The organism is Ectopseudomonas toyotomiensis, assembly GCF_017167985.1.
Classification (GTDB): domain Bacteria; phylum Pseudomonadota; class Gammaproteobacteria; order Pseudomonadales; family Pseudomonadaceae; genus Aquipseudomonas; species Aquipseudomonas toyotomiensis.
On the sequence record NZ_CP070505.1, the window covers coordinates 2,246,896 to 2,268,320 of the forward strand.

The 21,425-nt window shown below is 64.4% G+C and carries 16 protein-coding genes; 13 read left to right on the forward strand and 3 right to left on the reverse strand.

Annotated elements, in window-relative coordinates; translation table 11 throughout:
* Positions 1 to 2: 2 nt before the first annotated feature.
* The 3 genes from tssK to tagH are packed head-to-tail and all read right to left on the reverse strand — an operon-like array spanning position 3 to position 3,291.
* Positions 3 to 1,337: a type VI secretion system baseplate subunit TssK gene (tssK, locus tag JWV26_RS10315; protein WP_206418988.1), complete on the reverse strand. Its 1,335-nt coding sequence runs from the start codon at positions 1,335 to 1,337 to the stop codon at positions 3 to 5.
* A gap of 11 nt (positions 1,338 to 1,348) precedes the next feature.
* The gene (tssJ, locus tag JWV26_RS10320; protein WP_241201291.1) at positions 1,349 to 1,864 is read right to left on the reverse strand and encodes a type VI secretion system lipoprotein TssJ; all 516 of its coding nucleotides are present in this window, start codon (positions 1,862 to 1,864) and stop codon (positions 1,349 to 1,351) included.
* Positions 1,865 to 1,887: 23 nt separating this feature from the next.
* A complete protein-coding gene (gene tagH, locus JWV26_RS10325; protein ID WP_206418990.1) occupies positions 1,888 to 3,291 on the reverse strand; it encodes a type VI secretion system-associated FHA domain protein TagH in 1,404 nt (467 codons plus the stop codon).
* 381 nt (positions 3,292 to 3,672) lie between these two features.
* On the opposite strand from tagH, the gene tssA reads away from it, so the two are divergent.
* From tssA to JWV26_RS10390, 13 genes are all read left to right on the forward strand, one after another.
* Positions 3,673 to 4,692, forward strand: a complete 1,020-nt coding sequence (gene tssA / locus JWV26_RS10330) for a type VI secretion system protein TssA (RefSeq protein WP_206418991.1) — start codon at positions 3,673 to 3,675, stop codon at positions 4,690 to 4,692.
* Positions 4,693 to 4,783: 91 nt separating this feature from the next.
* On the forward strand, positions 4,784 to 5,299 hold the full coding sequence (tssB, locus tag JWV26_RS10335) for a type VI secretion system contractile sheath small subunit (protein WP_079785085.1): 516 nt from the start codon (positions 4,784 to 4,786) through the stop codon (positions 5,297 to 5,299).
* A 14-nt stretch (positions 5,300 to 5,313) separates the two neighbouring features.
* Positions 5,314 to 6,807, forward strand: a complete 1,494-nt coding sequence (gene tssC, locus JWV26_RS10340; RefSeq protein ID WP_079785084.1) for a type VI secretion system contractile sheath large subunit — start codon at positions 5,314 to 5,316, stop codon at positions 6,805 to 6,807.
* A gap of 123 nt (positions 6,808 to 6,930) precedes the next feature.
* Complete coding sequence (locus JWV26_RS10345; protein WP_013713179.1) at positions 6,931 to 7,419, forward strand: Hcp family type VI secretion system effector; 489 nt, start codon at positions 6,931 to 6,933, stop codon at positions 7,417 to 7,419.
* Between the two features lie 86 nt (positions 7,420 to 7,505).
* On the forward strand, positions 7,506 to 7,961 hold the full coding sequence (locus tag JWV26_RS10350) for a type VI secretion system amidase effector protein Tae4 (protein WP_206418992.1): 456 nt from the start codon (positions 7,506 to 7,508) through the stop codon (positions 7,959 to 7,961).
* Positions 7,961 to 8,398 carry a hypothetical protein gene (locus tag JWV26_RS10355; RefSeq protein WP_079785082.1) on the forward strand — a complete coding sequence of 146 codons (438 nt, stop codon included), beginning with the start codon at positions 7,961 to 7,963 and terminating at the stop codon, positions 8,396 to 8,398. Before JWV26_RS10350 ends, JWV26_RS10355 begins: the two co-directional genes overlap by 1 nt.
* 2 nt (positions 8,399 to 8,400) lie before the next feature.
* A complete protein-coding gene (gene tssE, locus JWV26_RS10360) occupies positions 8,401 to 8,904 on the forward strand; it encodes a type VI secretion system baseplate subunit TssE (RefSeq protein ID WP_079785081.1) in 504 nt (167 codons plus the stop codon).
* On the forward strand, positions 8,901 to 10,760 hold the full coding sequence (tssF, locus tag JWV26_RS10365; RefSeq protein WP_206418993.1) for a type VI secretion system baseplate subunit TssF: 1,860 nt from the start codon (positions 8,901 to 8,903) through the stop codon (positions 10,758 to 10,760). Before tssE ends, tssF begins: the two co-directional genes overlap by 4 nt.
* Positions 10,724 to 11,776, forward strand: coding sequence for a type VI secretion system baseplate subunit TssG (gene tssG, locus JWV26_RS10370; protein WP_206418994.1), 1,053 nt, complete (start codon positions 10,724 to 10,726; stop codon positions 11,774 to 11,776). Before tssF ends, tssG begins: the two co-directional genes overlap by 37 nt.
* A complete protein-coding gene (gene tssH, locus JWV26_RS10375) occupies positions 11,769 to 14,441 on the forward strand; it encodes a type VI secretion system ATPase TssH (protein ID WP_206418995.1) in 2,673 nt (890 codons plus the stop codon). Before tssG ends, tssH begins: the two co-directional genes overlap by 8 nt.
* A 58-nt stretch (positions 14,442 to 14,499) precedes the next feature.
* A complete protein-coding gene (locus tag JWV26_RS10380; protein WP_206418996.1) occupies positions 14,500 to 16,440 on the forward strand; it encodes a type VI secretion system Vgr family protein in 1,941 nt (646 codons plus the stop codon).
* Positions 16,440 to 16,868 carry a DcrB-related protein gene (locus tag JWV26_RS10385; protein ID WP_206418997.1) on the forward strand — a complete coding sequence of 143 codons (429 nt, stop codon included), beginning with the start codon at positions 16,440 to 16,442 and terminating at the stop codon, positions 16,866 to 16,868. The genes JWV26_RS10380 and JWV26_RS10385 overlap by 1 nt, the downstream gene beginning before the upstream one ends.
* 6 nt (positions 16,869 to 16,874) lie before the next feature.
* Positions 16,875 to 21,413, forward strand: a complete 4,539-nt coding sequence (locus JWV26_RS10390; RefSeq protein WP_206418998.1) for an RHS repeat-associated core domain-containing protein — start codon at positions 16,875 to 16,877, stop codon at positions 21,411 to 21,413.
* The last annotated feature ends 12 nt before the right edge of the window (positions 21,414 to 21,425 follow it).

The window sequence follows — 21,425 nt, forward strand, 5'->3', positions numbered from 1 at the left end:
GATTAACCCCGTATCGCCCAGAAGGCCAGGTTCAGGCCGGGGTATTCACCCGCCACGTGGAAAGCGAAGCCGCCGGAATGTGCCAGTTGCTTCCAGTGCTCGCTGCCACGATCCAGCTCGTAGTAGGTCGAGCCGGCGTGGAACGGAATCTGCCTTGGCGCCACCGGCAGCGGCAGCAGGTTGATCCCCGGCAACTGCAGGTTGACCAGGTCGCGGATGTGTTCCACCGAGCCGATCTTGCTCTGCTGGCCAAAGCGTCCGCGCAGGGTTTCGGCGGGCATGTCGGCGCGTACCACCAAAACGAAACTGGCGTTGTCCAGCAAGCTGCGGTCGGCCAGCATCGCCACGTGCACGCCATAGGCCTTCTCGACGATGGGAATCGGTACGGCCTTGCTGTCGATCAGCATCGACAGTGCTTCGCGCAGTGCCTGCATCACCGGGGTGAAGCTGACCTGCAGGTCGTCGTGCAGGTAGGTCGGGAACTCCGACGGGCGCCGGCCGGCGCTGGAAAAGGTGGCGAACTCACCGGCCAGGGCCAGCAATTCGCTGTACAGGCGCTCCGGGTGCAGCGGTTGCAGCTGCGCCAGGTGAGCGAACAGCGGCTGCGCACGGTTGACCAGCTGCAGCAGCATGAAGTCGGCAATCTCCGAGGCGCCGCCGGCGCTGGAGGCCACCACGCGCCCGGCGAGGGCTTCGCCGCGCTGATGCAGCAGCCCCAGCAGCTCGCCACGGAAGGCGGCCAGCGGCGCGCTGGCCGCCACGTCGAGCAGCGGCGGGATGTACTGTTCGTCCAGCACCAGGGCACGGTCGGCGCGTTTTTCCCGCACGCGCGCCACGCCCAGCACGGCGTATTCCTGCAGGCCATCGGCGGCGGTCAGCAGGCGCAGGGCGCGCTCGCCAACCATCACCGGTACGCGGCTTTCGAAGGCGGCATTGTCGTCACGCACTTCGCGTACCTGGCCGCGGTAGCGCGCGCCACCCAGCGCTTCACCCGCTTCGACGGTGTCCCGCACACCGGCTCGGCGCAGCGGCAGGGCCAGGTAGACCACTCCGTCGCGCAGGTCCTCGGGGATGTCCAGCGGTTCTGGCGCCACGTCGTCCTGCGGGATATTGAACGGCGTGCCGTCGGGTAACAGGCCACGGGCGCTGACGATGGCCAGCTTGCCTTGTGCCAGTAACCCCATATCCAGCTGCAGATCGGCGAAACCCCAGCCAGCCGCTGACAGTGGGCGGCTGCGCGCATCGATCAGCGCCTCCAGATAGCGGTCGTGCTGCTGGAAATGCTGGGTACCGATGAACATGCCTTCGGACCAGATCACACGGTTGTTCCAGGACATAGAGGCTCCTGTTAGCGAGAGTCGAGGCGGGACGGCGCGGCGAGCTCAGCAGCGCTGGCGGCGTGGGTCCCGAGGTCGATACGGTAATGGCTGAGGGTGCCCTGCTTCGGCTCCAGCACCAGACGCCACTGCGCCCGGTCGATTTCGCGGTAGCCAACCAGCAGGCCGAGGTGGCGGGTTGCCGGATCCAGCACACGGGTCAACTCACGGGTCTGGCCGGGGTGCACCAGCCATTCATCCTCAGCCACCAGTTCGTTGCCGAGGCTTGCCGCCGCACGCTCGGCAAGGCTGAAGTAATCCGTCCGACTGAACGCTGCGGCGCTACGCAGCTCCAGCACGCGTACGCGCACGGGCGCGCTGTAGCCGTCGGTGGTGGGGTTCAGGTCATCGCCAGCCTGCAGCTGCAGCATGACGGTGGTCGGCCCCTGGGCAGTGTCGGCGTTATCCACCGCGTCCTTGCTGCAGCCGCTGTTCAGCGCTGCCAGCAGCAGGCCCAACAGAACGGGCCGGAGTGTTCGTTTACGCACGTTGCTCATCCTTGCCTACGCCCTCAAGGGCGACGTTGACGGGCGATATGTTGCTCGTAGGCCCGGCCGAACTCGCGGCCGAACAGGTCCTGAAAATCATCTTCGGCTTCGCGCGACAGGGTCGCGTAGAGCTCCACGAACTGCTGCCAGCACTGCGCCTGGCGAGCGTTCGGCAACAGGCTGGCCAGCCCGCCGCCCTTGCCCATGCGCGCTTCCAGTGCCTGCGGCTCGAAGCGCGCCAGCAGATGGCGAATGGCCGACTGCACGCCCGCCATCACCGCTAGCTGATGGGCGCGCAGATCATCGAAGCTGTCCTGCACCGCCAGATCAGCCGACATGAAGGCCGAGTTGCCGCCGCGCAGCAGCAGGAGCAAGGCCTCTTCGGCGTTGGGCGCGAACTTCAACGGGTTGTTCTCCACCGGCTGCACCATGGTCTGCTGCAGGCGGAACTCGCCCTTGAGGCTGCTGCGCGCCCGCAGCACGTCGATCAAGCCATCGACCATCAGGCGGTAACTGCGTCCGATGTTCTCCATTTGTGCGGCCGCATGCTCGGTATCCAGACGCAGGTGTTCCAGCCCCGCACCGCGGAAGAAAGCCTGCAGCAGTGAATTGTCGCCCTGAGCAACCTGCGGCTGATCGACAGGCGCTGCAGCAGGTGTGGCAGGTACAGGGATCGGTGCTGGCACAGGTGCCGGCTCGGTGGATTCTGGTCGTAGGGAAAGGTCCGGCAAAGGTGCAGCTGGAGCTGCTGCCGGCACGACGTCGTCGAACAGGCTCCAGTCATCGGGGATCAGGCCCGGCGTGCTGGCGGGTTTGGGTTCGACAGGAGGGGCCTTGAATTCCGGCGGTCGGAAGTCATGCTGCTGCGCTGGAACATGATCGGCGACAGGCACCGGTGCCGATGTGCTCGGGCCGAGAAAATCGAATAGATCGGGCAATGTCTCGTGCGGCGCGACGCTCTGCAAGTGGGCGCTGGCCGAGGAGTCGAAGGGGTTTGCCGGGGGGCTGAACGGTACTGCCGGAGCGTCCTGATGGCTCTCCATCAGGGCTTCGAAACTATTTCCGGAGGGGGCGGTGGAAAACGGTGCAGAGCCTTCTGCAATGGAACTTTCCAGCGCTACCTGAATTTCGTACTCACCGATACGAATAACTTCGCCGTGAGTGAGAAGTTCGCTGTTGCCGCGTTGCATGCGTACACCAGCCTTGATCAGCTCGACACCATTGGTGCTGCTGTCGGTGATGTAGTAGCGACCATCCCTGTTTTGCACAAGGCAATGTTTCGTCGAAACAAGGCGCGCCGGGTCCGGTAATACCCAGTCATTATCAGGCCCGCGGCCAATTGCCATCGAACCATATTCAAGGGTTTTCTCGGGGCATTGACCGGGGGTGATCTTGTGATAGCTGGTGATGGTCAAACGCAGCGCCATGTGGCCTCCTTGCCCGGCTCTCGTGAAACCCGCAAAACTCATGAAAGCCTTTATTCATGCGGCTTTCAGGCCGCATACAGCTCTTATGAAAAGTCCATCAAGCGGGCTCTGGAACGCGAAAACACGCGATCTTACCTTTTGCTTCGTGGTTCCTGTATGTACCGAAGCGCGCAACTTCCCGAAACTTTGCCTTCAGTCACAAAGGTCCTGTGCGAGCATCAGTCTACCTTGACTTTATATATTTTTAAGTTAAAAAATGCACGACACCATCGAAATTGTGTAGTGGCCAATCAATATTAAAGACTGATTGGCAAAGTGCTAGCTAGGATGAAGCTACTGCACTTTTGTGACGCAGTTCAAAACGATAAGGAGATCGAACACGTGGAGACTTCGTTGTTGCTCGCCGCTATTTCAGATGATTCGCCATGTGGTGAAGATCTGGAATACGACAGCGATTTTCTCCAGCTCGAGCGTGATGCGCTGGGGCGCCCGGAACGCAGCATGGGTGATGTCATCCAGGCCGCCGAGCCGCCCGATTGGCGTCAGTTGGAACAGGCTTGTCACCTCCTGCTGCAACGCAGCAAGGATCTACGCATCACCCGTTATCTGCTGCAAAGCCGCCTGGCTTTGCGCGGTGTCGAAGGCCTTGCCGACAGCCTCGAATTGATCCTCGAACTGCTCTCGCGCTACTGGCCCGAGATTCACCCGCAGCTCGATGCCGATGACGACAACGACCCCACCGTACGCATCAACACCCTCTCCGCGCTGACCTGCGAGACCAATCTCGGCCTGCTGCGCAGTGCTGTGCTGGTCCGTTCGCGGGTATTCGGCAACATCACCCTGCGCGCTGCGCTGAATGCCGCCGGCCTGCACCTGGCCAGTAGCGAAAGCCTCAGCATCGAAGAACTCGGCGGCGCCCTGCAGGATGCCGACAGCGAAGCCTTGCAGCTTACTCATGAAGCCCTGAAACGTGCGTTGCACAGCTTGAGTGCCATTGAGCAACTGGTCAGCGAACAGGTCGGCTCAGCTCAGGGCGTGGATTTTTCTGCGTTGCAGCAGCCGCTCAAGCTTGCCCTGCAGGTGCTCGGCGACAGCCCGGTTGGGGCTGGTTCAGAGGATTGCCCGGTAGGCGGCGAAATTGCGCAAGAGCAGCTGACGCAGCACGCGTCGGCACCTGGGGTCGCACGCGCCAGTGGCGAAATCGCCAATCGCGATGATGTGCTCAGAAGCCTGGAGCGGATCCTCACCTACTACGCCCGCCACGAGCCATCCAGCCCGCTGCCGGTGCTGCTCAACCGGGCTCGAAGCCTGGTCAACGCCGACTTTGCGACCATCGTGCGCAACCTGATTCCCGATGGCATGAGCCAGTTCGAAAACCTGCGCGGCCCCGACGAGTACTAGGCCGACCGGCCCAGGTATGCGGGATCACGCTTCACCGTAGACGGCCAGTGGCCGACACGCCGCGTCGCGTCAGGCGACCAGGAGAGAAAGCATGGCGAACAGCAGTTCTCAGAAATTCATCGCGCGCAATCGCGCGCCACGGGTGCAGATCGAGTACGACGTCGAGCTCTACGGCGCCGAGAAAAAGGTCCAGCTGCCCTTCGTCATGGGCGTCATGTCCGATCTAACCGGCAAGCCGGCCGAGCCGCTGGCGCCGGTAGCCGAGCGCAAGTTCCTGGAAATCGACGTCGACAACTTCGACTCGCGCCTCAAGGCGATGAAGCCGCGTGTGGCCTTCAACGTGCCCAACGAGCTGACCGGCGAAGGCAACCTGAGCATCGACATGACCTTCCAGAGCATGGACGACTTCAGCCCGGCTGCCGTGGCACGCCAGGTCGACGCCCTCAACCAGTTGCTGGAGGCCCGTACCCAGCTGGCCAACCTGCTGACCTACATGGACGGCAAGACTGGCGCCGAGGACATCATCATGAAGGCGATCAAGGACCCTGCGCTGTTGCAGGCCCTGGCCAGCGCGCCGAAACCCCAGGACAACGAGCCTCAGGCCTGATTCGGAAGACCACCATGAGCGAACAGTTGCAACAAGACCGGGCCGCACTGGCCAGCACCGAGCAGACCAGCGAATTCGCTTCGCTGCTGATGCAGGAATTCAAACCCAAGACCGAGCGCGCCAAGGAGGCGGTGGAGACTGCCGTGCGTACCCTGGCCGAGCAGGCTCTGGCGCAGACTGATCTGATCTCCAATGATGCGATCAAATCGATCGAGTCGATCATCGCCGCCATCGACGCCAAGCTCACCGCGCAGGTCAATCAGATCATCCACCACAGCGACTTCCAGCAGGTGGAAAGCGCCTGGCGTGGCCTGCACTACCTGGTCAACAACACCGAGAGCGACGAGCAGCTGAAGATTCGCGTGCTCAACATCTCCAAACCGGAGCTGCACAAGACCCTGAAGAAATTCAAGGGCACCGCCTGGGACCAGAGCCCGGTGTTCAAGAAGCTCTACGAAGAGGAATACGGCCAGTTCGGTGGCGAGCCCTACGGCTGCCTGGTCGGCGATTACTACTTCGACCAGTCGCCGCCCGATGTCGAGCTGCTCGGCGAGCTGTCCAAGGTCTGCGCCGCAATGCATGCACCGTTCATCGCGGCTGCTTCGCCGACGGTGATGGGCATGGGCTCCTGGCAGGAGCTGTCCAACCCGCGTGACCTGACCAAGATCTTCACCACCCCGGAATACGCCGGCTGGCGCTCGCTACGCGAGTCCGAGGATTCGCGCTACATCGGCCTGACCATGCCGCGCTTCCTGGCACGCCTGCCGTATGGCGCCAAGACCGATCCGGTAGAAGCCTTCGCCTTCGAGGAAAACACCGACGGCGCCGACAGCAGCAAGTACACCTGGGCCAATGCCGCCTACGCCATGGCGGTGAACATCAACCGCTCGTTCAAGCACTACGGTTGGTGCTCGCGTATTCGTGGCGTCGAGTCCGGTGGCGAGGTGCCGAACCTGCCGGCGCATACCTTCCCCACCGACGACGGTGGCGTGGACATGAAGTGCCCGACCGAGATCGCCATCTCCGACCGCCGCGAGGCCGAGCTGGCGAAGAACGGCTTCATGCCGCTGCTGCACAAAAAGAACACCGACTTCGCCGCCTTCATCGGTGCGCAGTCGCTGCAGAAACCGGCCGAGTACGACGACCCGGACGCCACCGCCAACGCCAACCTGGCCGCGCGCCTGCCGTACCTGTTCGCCACCTGCCGTTTCGCGCATTACCTCAAGTGCATCGTTCGCGACAAGATCGGCTCGTTCAAGGAGCGCGACGAGATGCAGCTGTGGCTGCAGGACTGGATTCTCAAGTACGTCGACGGTGACCCCGCTCACTCCACCGAGACCACCAAGGCCCAGCATCCGCTCGCTGCTGCCGAAGTCGTGGTCGAGGAGGTCGAGGGCAACCCGGGTTATTACAACTCGAAGTTCTACCTGCGCCCGCACTACCAGCTCGAAGGGCTGACAGTGTCGCTGCGGCTGGTTTCCAAGCTGCCGTCGGCCAAGGGCGCCTGAGCCCCGGCAGGCAAGCCGGCCTCACACGGCGTCGCCGGGTGAGGCCTTTGCCTGATACATGGAAAGCCCCGGGCTTTTCGCAATTTCTGACCCTCGTGGCGATGACCACACCCAGGAGAAAACATGGCTGTTGATATCTTCATCAAGATCGGTGACATCAAGGGCGAGTCTCAGGACAAGACCCACAAGGACGAAATCGAAGTGCTCAACTGGAGCTGGGGCATGTCCCAGTCCGGCAACATGCACACCGGCACCGGTGGTGGTGCAGGCAAGGTAAGCATCCAGGATCTGTCGCTGACCAAGTACGTCGACAAGGCTACCCCCAACCTGATGATGCATTGCTCCAGCGGCAAGCACGTGCCCAAGGTCACCCTGACCGTGCGCAAGGCGGGCGGCGACTCCCAGGTCGAGTACCTGATCATCAACCTCGAAGAAGTGCTGATCTCCTCGCTGAGCACCGGCGGTTCGGGCAACGACGACCGCCTGATCGAGAACGTGACCCTGAACTTCGCCAAGGTCACGGTCGACTACCAGCCGCAGAAAGCCGACGGCACCAAGGAAGGCGGCCCGATCAAGTACGGCTGGAACATCCGCTCCAACGTCAAGATCTGATGCGCTCCACCTCCGGGCCTCCGCCCGGAGGTGGTTGCCCGTAAGCGGTTTCCACTCTGAAACCGTTACGCCAAAGAGACTTCGCCATGCCCAAGCCGTCGTTCATCAATCTGTGGAAAGCCTACGAGGACTTGTTGGTCGAATATCCGGACCGCAGGCCCTGTGACGGTAACTGGGCCAACCAGTGCGCCATTCGCCTGAGTCTCGCGCTGAACAACGAGCGTACGTTGCAGATCAATTCATCCACATACAGCGAGCCACGCTGCGCCCATGGTCACGCCCGTGGTGCCGAATCACTGGCCAACTGGTTGTGGAAACGGCCGCAGTTAGGCGCCCCGAAGATCTACAGCAACAGCGCAGCCGACCGCACCAGTCTGATCGGCAAGACCGGGATCATTTTCTACAAGGATTTCTATTACCAGCCCACGGACCCGGATGGCCATCCCAGCGGCGACCATATCGACCTGTGGAATCGTGGGCTGACGTTGACCGGTGATTATTTCCACCGGGCCAAGGCCGTCTGGTTCTGGGAGCTCAGCTGATGCGTACGCTGCTGTGTAACACCCTGCTGGCCAGTGCGCTGGTCAGTCTGAGCGCCTGTGCCGAGCAAGGCGTGAGGCCCTCCGTCGGTATTACCCAGGCCGAGTTTGCGGGTCAGGCCGTGCAGCTCAGCGATGCCCAGGGTCGTTGCGCCCTGACCCTGGCGGACGCGGCGCCACTGACGCTGGACATGCAGTGGCCCTGCCGTTTCAGTGAAACACCCCAGCAGCAACTGCGGGTCGAGTACTTCCGTCAGACGCCGATCATCATGGTTGAGCGTAGCGAGCCGCAACCAGCGCCGAGTAGGAGTTGTCTGACCGACCTGCAGGCCCTGCGTCTGCATCAGGGCCGGCTGGAGGCAGCGCCAGTCAGCCGCATCGCTGCTTGCGGCCCGAGCCAGTGGGATCAAAAGGCTTTCGTCGGGATGTTCGATTGGTAACCATGACCCCGCGCGAGCGCCTGCAGCCATCGCTGCTCGATCGCCTGACCGACGATGACCCGGGCAATCCGCAGGAAAGCGCGGATCGCCGCGTGCTGTCGCTGAATCAGCTCAAGGCCTCGGTGCTGCGTGACCTGACCTGGCTGTTCAACACCATCGCCTTGCTCGATGCCGATACCACACGGCACACGCCGGCCGGTACGTCGGTGATCAATTACGGCCTGCCCGCGTTGGCCGGCAGCAGTGTGTCCGGGATCGATATAGCCGCCCTGGAGAGCCTGATCCAGCGCGCCATCATCACCTTCGAGCCGCGCATCCTCGCCCATAGCGTGCGGGTGCGGGCGCATGTCGGTCACGAACAGATGAACCATAACGCCCTGAGTTTCGAGATTCAGGGTGACCTGTGGGCACAGCCGGTGGCCCTGCCCTTGCTGCTGCGCACCGAGCTGGACCTGGAGTCCGGCCATGTCCAAGTGCTGCCCGCTGCGCAGCGGAGACGATCATGAACCCCCGCCTGCTGGAGCTGTACAACCAGGAACTGCTGCACATCCGCGAAAGCGCCCAGGAGTTTGCCCGCGAATACCCGAAGATCGCCGGGCGCCTGACGCTGTCGGGAATGGAGTGCGCCGACCCCTATGTCGAACGCCTGCTCGAAGGCTTCGCTTACCTGACCGCCCGCGTGCAACTGAAGCTCGATGCCGAGTACCCGACCTTCACCCATAACCTGTTGGAAGTCGCCTACCCGCACTACCTGGCGCCGACGCCGTCGATGACCGTGGTACAGCTGCACACCGATGCCAACGATGGCGCGCTCAACGGCAGCTTCAACCTGCCGCGCGACAGCGTGTTGCGTGCGACCCTCGGCAAGGACAGCCAGACCCCCTGCGAGTACCGCACGGCTCACCCGGTGACCTTGTGGCCGCTACAGGTGGCGGAGGCCGAGTACATCAGCAACCCCGCCGCAGCGCTCGGCCGTCTCGCCGCCAGCGAGCCGCGGGCCAAGGCTGCGCTGCGCATCACCCTGCGCAGCGGCGCCGAAATACCCTTCGCCAGCCTGGATCTGGACAACCTGCCGCTGTACCTCAACGGTCTCGATGAATTGCCGTTCCGTCTCTACGAGCAACTGCTGGGCAACCGCGTCGCCGTGTTCGCCCGCCAGCCGGGGCGCGATTGGGTCGAGCGCCTGCCGGCCGACGCCTTGCGCCCCTGCGGCTTCGATGACGCCGAGGCGGCCCTGCCCGTGGTGCCGCAGGCCTTCCAGGGCTATCGCCTGCTGCAGGAATACTTCGCCCTGCCGCAGCGCTTTCTGTTCGTCGACTTCTGTGGTCTGCGCCGTGCCGTACGTCAGTGCAGCGGTGAAGAGCTGGAGCTGATCGTGCTGTTCGACCGTCTGGACAGCCACTTGCAGAATCAGGTCGACGCCAGTCAGTTTCTGCCGTTCTGTACCCCGGCGATCAACCTGTTCCCGCGGCGCCTGGATCGCATCCACCTGAGCGACAAGGTGCACGAGCACCACGCCATCGCTGACCGCACGCGCCCGATGGATTTCGAGATCCACTCGCTGCGTGGCGTCACTGGTCATGGCAGTGGCCCGGAGCAGCCCTTCCTGCCCTTCTATGCCGTGCGCGACCCCGCTCGCTATGGCCGTGATCAGGCCTACTACTGCGTGCGCCGCGAGCCGCGCGTGCTCTCGGCCGAGCAGCGCCGCAGCGGCACCCGCTCCAGCTATGTCGGCAGCGAAACCTTCATCAGCCTGGTTGACAGCCACCAGGCGCCCTATCGTCATGACCTGCGCCAGCTGGGGCTCAGTGCCTTGTGCACCAACCGCGACCTGCCGTTGTTCATGACCGTTGGCATCGGCAAGAGCGACTTCACCCTGGCCGATAGCGCGCCGGTGCAGAGCGTGCGCTGCGTCGCCGGGCCGAGCCGGCCGCGTGCCAGCGCGGCACATGACAACCAGGCCTGGCGGCTGATCAGCCAGCTGTCGCTGAACTACCTGTCACTGGCCGAGCAGGGCCAGGGCGCTGCTGCCCTGCGCGAGATGCTGCGCCTGTATGGCGACATGCAGAATCCGGCGCTGCAACTGCAGATCGAGGGCCTGCGCGAAGTCAGCGCCAAACCCTGTACGCGGCGTCTGCCGATGCCCGGCCCGATCGTCTTCGGCCGTGGCCTGGAAATCACCCTGGAGTTCGACGAGAACGCCTTTCGCGGTACCGGTGTGTTTCTCCTCGGTGCGGTGTTCGAGCGTTTCCTGGCGCGCTACGTATCCCTCAACAGCTTTACCGAGACGGTGCTACGCAGCACCGAGCGCGGCGAGATCATGCGATGGAAAGCCCGGCCCGGCCGTCGTCCGAACCTCTAGACACGCTTGTGCAGATGCAGGCGCAGCCCTGGGAGTACGACTTCTTCCAGGCGCTGCGACGCATCGAGAACGAGCACCCGCATCTGCCGCGCCTGGGCCGTTCCCGGCGCCTGGCGGACGATCCGTTACGCCTCGGGCAGCGCCAGGAAGGCACCTTCGCCCCCGCCACCCTGGCCGCCGTGACCCCCGCCAGCGACCAGCGTCCGGCGCGTCTGGAGCAGTATTTCTTCGGCCTCGGCGGGCCCAACGGGCCGCTGCCGCTGCACCTGACCGAGTACGTGCGCGAGCGCCAACGCAACCACGCGGACAGCACCAGCAAGCACTTCCTCGACCTGTTTCATCATCGCCTGCTGACCCTGTTCTATCGCGCCTGGGCCGAAGCCCGGCCGACCGTCAGCCACGATCGCCCCGAAGACGACTATTGGTCTGCGCGCCTGGCCGCCTTCAGTGGCCGCGGCATGCCCAGCCTGCGTCAGCGAGGCTTGCTGGACGATGCCGCGAAGCTGCACTTCAGCGGTCACCTGGCCGCGCAGACGCGTCACCCCGATGGTCTCAAGGCGATCCTCGCCGACTACTTCGGCGTGCCGGTGCAGATCGAAGAATACGCTGGCAGCTGGCTGAGCCTGCCTGAGCGCACGCGCCTGGGCGTGGAGTCCAGCCATCTGGGCGTGGACTTCTGCCTGGGCAGCCAGGTCTGGGATCGTCAGCACAGCTTCCGCACCTGCTTCGGGCCGCTGACGCTCGAGCAGTACAACGCCATGCTGCCCGATGGCGAGTCCTTCGCCGCGCTGGTGGCCTGGGTTGCCGAGTACCAGGGCGACGAACTCGACTGGCAACTGAATCTCGTATTGCAGCGCGAGCAAATCCCCGCGCTATGCCTCAACGGCCAGGCTCGCCTGGGCTACACCACCTGGCTTGGCCAGCCACAGCACGACGCCAGGGATCTGGTGCTGGCCCGCCATCACGCCACAGCGACCCCGCCGGCGGATCAATCAAGGAGAACTCCACATGGGTGAAATCAGTCGTACCGCGCTGTTCGGCAAGCTCAACAGCGTCGGCTACAAGGCCATCGAGGCCGCCACCGTGTTTTGCAAGCTGCGCGGCAATCCCTACGTCGAGCTGGCGCACTGGTTGCACCAGCTCCTGCAGCTGCAGGACTCGGACCTGCACCGCATCATCCGCCAGTTCAGCCTGGAGCCGGCGCGTCTGGCGCGTGACCTGACCGACGCCCTCGACCGCCTGCCACGCGGCTCGACCTCGATCACCGACCTGTCCTCGCATGTCGAAGAAGCGGTGGAGCGCGGTTGGGTGTACGGCAGCCTGATGTTCGGCGAGCACCAGGTGCGCACCAGCTACCTGGTTATCGGCATCCTCAAGACGCCGAGTCTGCGTCAGGTGTTGCTGGGCCTGTCGGGCGAGTTCGCCAAGATCAAGGTGGAGACCCTCAGCGAGCGTTTCGACGAGTACGTCGGCGATTCGCCGGAGAACAACCTGGCCGCCAGCGACGGCTTCGCCGCTGCCGCACCGGGCGAGGCCAGTGGCGCCATGGCGCCGGCGGCGATGGGCAAGCAGGAGGCGCTCAAGCGCTTCACCATCGACCTCACCGAGCAGGCGCGCAAGGGTGAGCTCGACCCCATCGTCGGCCGCGACGAGGAGATCCGCCAGCTGGCCGACATCCTCATGCGTCGCCGGCAGAACAACCCGATCCTCACTGGGGAGGCGGGCGTCGGCAAGACCGCCGTGGTCGAGGGTTTCGCCCTGCGCATCGCCGCCGGTGACGTGCCGCCCTCGCTCAAGGATGTCGAGCTGCGCAGCCTCGACGTCGGCCTGCTGCAGGCCGGCGCCAGCATGAAGGGCGAGTTCGAGCAGCGCCTGCGCCAGGTCATCGAAGATGTGCAGGCCTCGCCCAAGCCGATCATCCTGTTTATCGACGAAGCCCACACCCTGGTCGGCGCCGGTGGCGCGGCCGGTACCGGCGATGCGGCCAACCTGCTCAAGCCGGCACTGGCGCGCGGCAGCCTGCGCACCGTGGCCGCCACCACCTGGGCCGAGTACAAGAAGCACATCGAGAAGGACCCGGCGCTGACCCGCCGTTTCCAGGTGGTGCAGGTGCCCGAGCCCTCCGAGGACAAGGCGCTGCTGATGATGCGCGGCGTGGCCTCGACCATGGAGAAGCACCATCAGGTGCAGATCCTCGACGAGGCCCTGGACGCCGCGGTCAAGCTCTCGCACCGCTACATCCCGGCGCGTCAGCTGCCGGACAAGTCGGTCAGCCTGCTCGACACCGCCTGCGCCCGCGTGGCCATCAGCCTGCATGCCGTGCCGGCCGAGGTGGACGACAGCCGCCGGCGCATCGAAGCGCTGGAAACCGAACTGCAGATCATTGCCCGCGAGCATGCCATCGGCATCGACGTCAGCCTGCGTCAGGCCAACAGCGAGAGCCTGCTGGCCGCCGAACGCGAGCGCCTGGCCGAGTTGGAAAGCCGCTGGGCCGAAGAGAAGCAACTGGTCGATGAACTGCTGGCCACCCGCGCCAGCCTGCGCGAAAGCGTGGGTGTGGTCGATCAGGACAGCGGCACCGATCACCAAGCACTACGTGCCCAACTGGTCGAACTGCAGCAGCGCCTGAGCCAGCTGCAGGGCGAAGCCCCGCTGATTCTGCCGACTGTCGACTACCAGGCCGTGGCCTCGGTGGTGGCTGACTGGACCGGCATCCCGGTGGGACGCATGGCGCGCAACGAGGTCGAGACCGTGCTCAATCTCGACAGCCTGTTGGGCAAGCGCATCATCGGCCAGGACCACGCGCTGAAGATGATCGCCAAGCGCATCCAGACCTCCCGCGCCGGCCTCGACAACCCCAGCAAGCCGATTGGCGTGTTCATGCTCGCCGGCACCTCCGGCGTCGGCAAGACCGAGACCGCGCTGGCGCTGGCCGAGGCGCTGTATGGCGGTGAGCAGAACCTGATCACCATCAACATGAGCGAGTTCCAGGAGGCGCACACCGTTTCCACCCTCAAGGGTGCGCCGCCCGGCTATGTCGGCTATGGCGAGGGCGGTGTGCTGACCGAGGCCGTACGCCGCCGGCCGTACAGCGTGGTGCTGCTCGACGAGGTGGAAAAGGCCCACCCGGACGTGCACGAGATCTTCTTCCAGGTGTTCGACAAGGGCGTGATGGAAGACGGCGAAGGGCGCCTGATCGACTTCAAGAACACCCTGATCCTGCTCACCACCAACGCCGGCACCGAGCAGGTGGCGCAGCTGTGTCAGGACGCGGACAACCTGCCCGACCCGGAGGGCATCGCCCGCGACCTGCGTCAGCCGTTGCTGGAGATCTTCCCGCCCGCCCTGCTCGGCCGTCTGGTGACCATCCCCTATTACCCGCTCAGCGACGCCATGCTCAAGGCCATCACCCGCCTGCAGCTGGGGCGCATCAAGAAGCGCATCGAAAGCACCCATAAGGTGCCCTTCGACTACGACGAGGCGGTGGTCGACCTGGTGGTTTCGCGCTGCACCGAGAGCGAGAGTGGCGGCCGGCAGATCGACGCCATTCTCACCAACGGCATGCTGCCGGACATGAGCCGCGAGTTCCTCACCCGCATGATGGAAGGCAAGCCGCTGGCCGGTGTGCGCGTCAGCGTGGCCGACAACGACCTGAACTACAGCTTCGCCGACAACGCCTGAGCCCGAGCGCGGGTCGGCTAGCGCCGGCCCGCGCCATGGCAGGCTGGAACCCCGACCTATGTTCTTCGCCCAATCTTCCCGCTTTGCCCGCATTACCAGCCCGCTCGGGCCGGACGTTCTGCTGCTGCGCTCGATGCACGGCAGCGACGAGCTGGGCCGCCTGTTCGAGTACGAGCTGCAACTGGTGTCCCATGATGCCAACCTCGATCTCAACCAGTTGCTCGGCAAGCCGCTGACGCTCTCAGTGCAGCAGCATGGCGGCGGCGACCGGCATTTCCATGGCATCGTCGCTGCCTGCGGGCAGAGCGTCGACCGTGGCCAGTTCGCGGCTTATAGGGTCACCCTGCGGCCCTGGCTATGGCTGCTGAGCCGCACGTCCGACTGCCGCATCTTCCAGCACATGAGCGTGCCGCAGATCATCAAGCAGGTGTTCCGCGACCTGGGCTTCTCCGATTTCGAAGACGCACTCAGCCGCCCGTATCGCGAGTGGGAGTACTGCGTGCAGTACCGCGAAACCAGCTTCGACTTCGTCAGCCGGCTGATGGAGAAGGAGGGCATCTACTACTACTTTCGCCACGAGGCGGATCGCCACGTGCTGGTACTGGCCGATGCCTACGGCGCCCATGTGCCGGCTCCCGGTTACGCCAGCGTGCCCTACTACCCACCGGACGGGCAGCACCGCGAGCGCGACCACATCAACGACTGGCAACTGGCCCAGCACGTGCAGCCGGGCTCGATGGAACTCAACGACTACGACTTCCAGCGCCCCAGCGCGCGCATCGATGTGCGCTCGGTTATGCCGCGCCCGCACAGTGCCGGCGACTATCCGCTGTACGACTACCCCGGCGCCTACGTGCAGAGCAGTGACGGCGAGCAGTACGCGCGCAATCGTATCGAGGCGCTGCAGAGCCTGCACGAGCGCGTCGAACTCGGCGGCAGCGTGCGCGGCATCGCCTCGGGCAACCTGTTCAGCCTCACCGGCTTCGGCCGCGCCGACCAGAACCGTGAATACCTGGTGGTCTGCGCGCGTTATCACGTCCTGCAGGAGTCCCTGGAGAGTGGCAGTGGCGGCGGTGGCCAGTTCGAGTGCCAACTCACCTGCACCGACGCCCAGCAGACTTTCCGCCCGCTGTGCGGCACGCCCAAACCAATGGTGCAGGGGCCGCAGACCGCCGTGGTGGTCGGCCCCGCCGGCGAGGAGATCTGGACCGACCAGTACGGCCGGGTCAAGGTGCACTTCCACTGGGACCGCCACGACCAGTCCAACGAGAACAGCTCCTGCTGGATTCGCGTCTCGCAGTCCTGGGCCGGCAAGAACTGGGGCCATATCCAGATTCCGCGTATCGGCCAGGAAGTCATCGTCAGCTTCCTGGAGGGTGATCCCGACCAGCCGGTCATCACCGGGCGGGTCTACAACGCCGAGCAGACCGTGCCCTACGACCTGCCCGCCAACGCTACCCAGAGCGGCATCAAGAGCCGCTCCAGCAAGGGCGGCACGCCGGCCAACTTCAACGAAATCCGCATGGAGGACAAGAAGGGCGCCGAGCAGCTGTACATCCACGCCGAGCGCAACCAGGACATCGTCGTCGAGGTAGATGAAACCCACTCGGTGGGCAACAACCGGGTCAAGAGCATCGGCATGAACGAGACCGTCACCATCGGCAACAACCGCCTGCGTGCGGTGAAGCTCGACGACGTGCTGCTAGTGGGCTCGACCAAGACCGACAGCATCAGCCAGAGCTACCTCATCGAGGTCGGCCAGAACCTGCGCCTGGTCTGCGGCAAGAGCATTCTCGAACTCAACGCCAGCGGCCAGATCAACCTCAGCGGCGTGGCTATCAACTTCCACGCCAGTGGCGACGCGGAATTCAACACAGGCGGCGTGCTCAACCTGAACATCGGCGGCGGCCCTGGTGCCACGCCCGCTGGTCAGGGTGATCAGGGCAGCATCGATGCAGCCGTCAAATCCATGTTCGGGCAAGACAAAGGAAGCGTCTGATGAGCTACACCACTCAAGAACTGAGCCTGCAATTGCCCGGCAAGGACCTGCAGGACAGCAGCATCAACATCCTGCGCCTCAATGACCTCGGCACCTCGCTGGTGATCACCCGTGGTGCATTGGGCGATGGCGAAACCCTGCGCAGCCACTTCGAGGCCCAGGTCGCCAAGCTGGCGAAACAGGTCAAGGATCTGCGCTGCAGCGCGTTGCAGGACGTCCAGGTCGGCCCGGCCCAGGCCATCGTCGGCGTCGAACTACGCAGCCAGTTCAGCAAGGGGCCGGAGCAGGTCTACCAGTTCCAGCTTGGCGTGTTGCTGGCCGATGGTCGCCGCCTGCTCGCCCTTAGCTACGTCAAGCCGACGCCGCTCGATGACGCCGACGCCGCGCACTGGGCGCAGATCAAGCACAGCCTCAGCCTCAACGGATGACCTGCGATGTCTGATGCGCTCTGGGCCGCCCGGCTCGGCGACGATCTGCTGCACACCACATTGCTCGCCGATATCGTCGGTGGCGTGCTGGAAGTGGCTGCCTATGCCGCCATCACCGCCGTGGCCTGTGCCGCGGTGGTCGCCGCCACCGGCCTGACTGTCCTTACCGGCGGTCTCGGTGGGTTTGTCCTCGCAGCAGTAGTGGGTATCGCCGTGGGGGTCGGCATGAACAAAACCGGCTGGGACAAGGGTCTCACGACCCTCTGCGAAGGCCTGGGCAACGCCATCTCCCCGCCCAATGTCCAGGCCAAGATCCTCACCGGCGCCAACAAGACCAAAACCAACGGCCTGCCTTCCGCGCGCGCCGCTGGCAAGTTGGGCAGCGCCGCTGCGCCGGCCGGCACCGAGCTGGAGCAGGCGCCGCCCGCCGAGGAGCCTGAGCCCAGCTTCCTCGACATGGCCAAGAGCTTCTTCAGTGAGATGTGGCAGCCGACGGTTGCCCAGCCGGCACCGGGCGTCATCCCCTGCCCGCTGGATGCCATCGAGTGCAAGAAGCACCCGCCGATGCCCGTGCAATTGCTCGCCGAAGGTTCGATCAAGGTCAGCATCGAAGGCCAGCCGGCGGTGCGCAGCGGTGACCGCAGCACCTGCGAGGCCACGGTGGTGGACAGCGGCAACATCTCGCCAAACGTGCGCATCGGTGGTGACGCCGTGGTGGTGCAGCCGATTCGCAGCGGCAAGACCCCCGGCATCGGCCTGGCCCTGACTGTGCTCATGGCGCTGCGTGGCAACCCACGCAAGCTGTGCAGCAAGCTGCCCTGCCTGGTCGCCGGTTTCGCCGGCAACATGGCCATGGGCGGCGCGACCGCCTATGCCACCAATTCCATCGTCAACGCCCTTGGTTCGGCCAGCAGCGGTGCGCCCAACCCGGTGCACGCCAGTACCGGGGCCAAGGTGCTCGGCGAAGACGACGACCTCGACTTCGTCCTGCCGGGGCTGATGCCCATCGAGTGGCAGCGCTTCTACAGCAGCTGCGACGAGCGCCGTGACGGTTTGCTGGGGGCTGGCTGGAGCCTGCCGTTCGAGATCGCCGTGCAGGTGCGCGCCCACCCGCAGGGTGGCGAAGCGCTGACCTATATCGACGAGCAGGGCCGCCCCATCGAGATCGGCAGCCTGCCACCGGGCGATGCCTGCTACAGCCCGGGTGAAGGCCTGAACTTCCGCCGCGATGAAAGCGGTGCACTACTGGTGGAAAGCGTCGATGGCCTCTATCGTCTGTTTGAGCCTCTGCCTGACGCGCCGCAGCGGCTGCGCCTGAGCAAGCTGGGTGATCGCAACGACAACCGCCTGCTGCTCGAATACGACGCCGCTGGCCGACTGCGCGCCGTGCGCGATGGCCATAACCAGCTGTGCATCGAATTGATTGCCGACGCTCAGCACCCGCAGCGCCTGGGCCGGGTCGAGCGCCTGTTCGCCGACGCGCGGCGCGAGGTGCTGGTCGCCTACGCCTATGATGCGCAGGGTGATCTCAGCGAAGTCCGCGACGACAAGGGCCAGTTGCTGCGTCGCTTCGTCTACGACAGTGGCCGTCGTCTGATCGAACATCAGCGTCCCACCGGTCTGCGCTGCTTCTATGAGTGGGGTGAGTTTCAGGGTGCCGATGGCCGCGAATGGCGGGTGACACGGCACTGGACCGACGACGGCGACGAATACCGGCTGCAGTACGATCTGGATGCGGGGATCACCCGGGTCACCGACGGCCTTGGTCGCACCAGCGAACGCCACTGGAACAGCCAGTACCAGATCACCCGCTATCGCGACGCCCTCGGCCAGCTCTGGCTGTTCGAATGGAACGACGAGCGCCAGCTGCTGGCCGCCGTCGCACCGGACGGCGCGCGTTGGCAATTCGCCTATGACGAATCCGGCAACCTTTGCGAAACCCACGACCCGCTGGGGCGTCGTGACTTCACTAAGTGGCTCGGCCACTGGTCGCTGCCGGAAGCCGAGACCGACGCTGCCGGCAATGCCTGGCAGTACCGCTATGACAAGCGCGGCAACTGCATCGCCGAGATCGACCCGCTGGGCCATGTCACCCGCTACCGCTACGACACCAGCGGCCTGCCGGTGGAGATCATCGACGCCAGCGGCAAGCGCAAGACCCTGCGCTGGAACACCCTCGGCCAGCTCACCGAGCAGGTCGACTGCTCCGGCTACCCGACGCGCTTCGCCTATGACGAGCGCGGCAACCTGGTGCAGATCACCGATGCCCTTGGCGAGATCACCCGCTACCACTACGACAGCCAGGGGCGCCTGCTGCAGACTCAACTCGCCGACGGCCGCTGTGAGGAATTTCAACGCGACACCATTGGTCAGCTCAGCGCCTACCTCGATCCTGCCGGCAAGCCGGTGCGCTACCGTTACGACCGCCGTGGCCAGGTGCGCCAGCGCATCGATGCCCTGGGCCGCAGCGTCGGTTTCGAGTACGACGCCTATGGCCGCCTGCTCGCCCTGAGCAACGAGAACGACGAGCGCTACCGCTTCACCTGGGACGTGCTCGACCGCCTCACCGCCCAGCATGACCTCGACGACAGCGCCCGGCATTATCGCTATGACCCGCAGGGCAACCTCATCGCCCTGGCCTACACCCCGGCGCCGCATGGCACCGGCCTGGGCAGCGTACCCGAGGCGCCACCGGCGCCGATCATCCACCGCTTCGAGCGCGATGCCGTGGGCCGGATGATCGCCAAGCACACCGATGACGGTCGCACCGAATACGCCTACGACCCGCTCGATCGCCTGACCGGTATCGACTTCACCGCCGTCGATGGCCAGGTGCAGTCGCTGGCCTTCGCCTACGACGCTCTTGGCCAATTGCTCAGCGAGCAGAGCGCCGCTGGCGCCCTGCAGCATGCCTACGATGAGCTCGGCAACCTGCTGGAAACGCAACTGCCTGACCGGCGCCGTATCCGCCGCCTGTACTACGGCAGCGGCCACCTGCAGTTGCTCCACCTGGATGATCAACTGGTCAGCCGCTTCGAGCGCGACCGCCTGCATCGCGAGGTGCTGCGCACCCAGGGGCAGCTCGTTACCCGCAGCCAGTACGACCGCACCGGACGTCTCACTGCGCGCCTGCGTCGGCGTCTGGAAACGCCCGTGCAACTGCCGGCCGAAGCCGAGCGGCGCTACGCCTTTGATCCCAGCGACAACCTGATCGGCCGTCTCGACCGTGACCCGGCCAGCCAGCGCGAACAGAAGCAGCAGCTGCACTACGATGCCAGCGGGCGCATCATCGCTAGCCAGGACCTGATTCGCGGCAATCTGGAAACCTACAGCTACGACGCCGCTGCCAATCTGCTCCACCCGGTCGGCGGCGACGCCGCCAGCAGCGGCTGGGTACGCCACAACAAACTGCTCACCTACCAGGACAAGCGCTACCGCTACGACGCCTTCGGCCGCCTGGTGGAAAAACGCAGCGGCCGTCACCAGGTGCAACGGCTGAGCTACGACGCCGAACACCGCGTGCGGGAAGTCACCAACAGCGACGGCAGCCGCGTGGTCATGCACTACGATCCGCTCGGCCGGCGCATCGGCAAAAGCCACTACGATGCCCACGGCGTACTGCTTGGCCAAACCGACTTCACCTGGGACGGCCTGCGCCTGCTCAGCGAAACCCGCAACGGCCGGCACAGCCTCTACCTCTACGACGAAGGCAGCTACGACCCGCTGGCGCGCGTAGACGGCCAGGGCGAACATGCGCGCCTGCGCTATTACCACACCGATCCGAACGGCCTACCGCAGCAGCTCACCGAAGACGACGGCCGCTGCATCTGGCAGGCCCGTTATCAGGTCTGGGGCAATACCCTGGCCGAACAGCAGGAAAGCTCCTTTGTCGAAGAGCAGAACCTGCGCTTCCAGGGCCAGTACCTGGACCGCGAAACGGGGCTGCATTACAACACCTTCAGGTTCTACGATCCGGATATCGGACGCTTTATCAGCCCGGATCCGATTGGTTTGGGGGGCGGCATAAACCTCTACCAATACGCTCCCAACCCTATTGCCTGGGTCGACCCTTTAGGCCTTAAATGCAGCAACTCTTGGAATAGCTTCCAAGCGCGCTCCAAGGGAGTATTTTCTTCGAGGGGGCAGGCAGCCAAGGCTTATTCGCTTTGGAAGAAGAGAGATTGGAAAGCTCTTGAGGCATTCATGGGGCCTGGTGCCTGGCCTCCAAATCGGGGCTTCGTTAAGGTCAAACCAGTAGTCCTTCAACCCGGTACTAAGATTGACCGTTATGGCGGCTGGATGGATAACGGAAAGTTTAGGGATTCAGGTACTTTCGCATCTCCCGCTGGGGCTTCTTTTGGCAGCCGGGCACTGCCTCAGAACACCCTGAATAAACCGCTGAATACTTATGAGGTGGTTAAGCCGGTCAAGGCCGACGCTGGCCCAGCTATACCCTGGTTCGGGCAGCCTGGTAAAGGCACCCAATATGAGTTATCAAAATCTATCGACGAGCTGCTGAAACAAGGTGCGATAAAAAAAATTTAGTTGAATGGAATC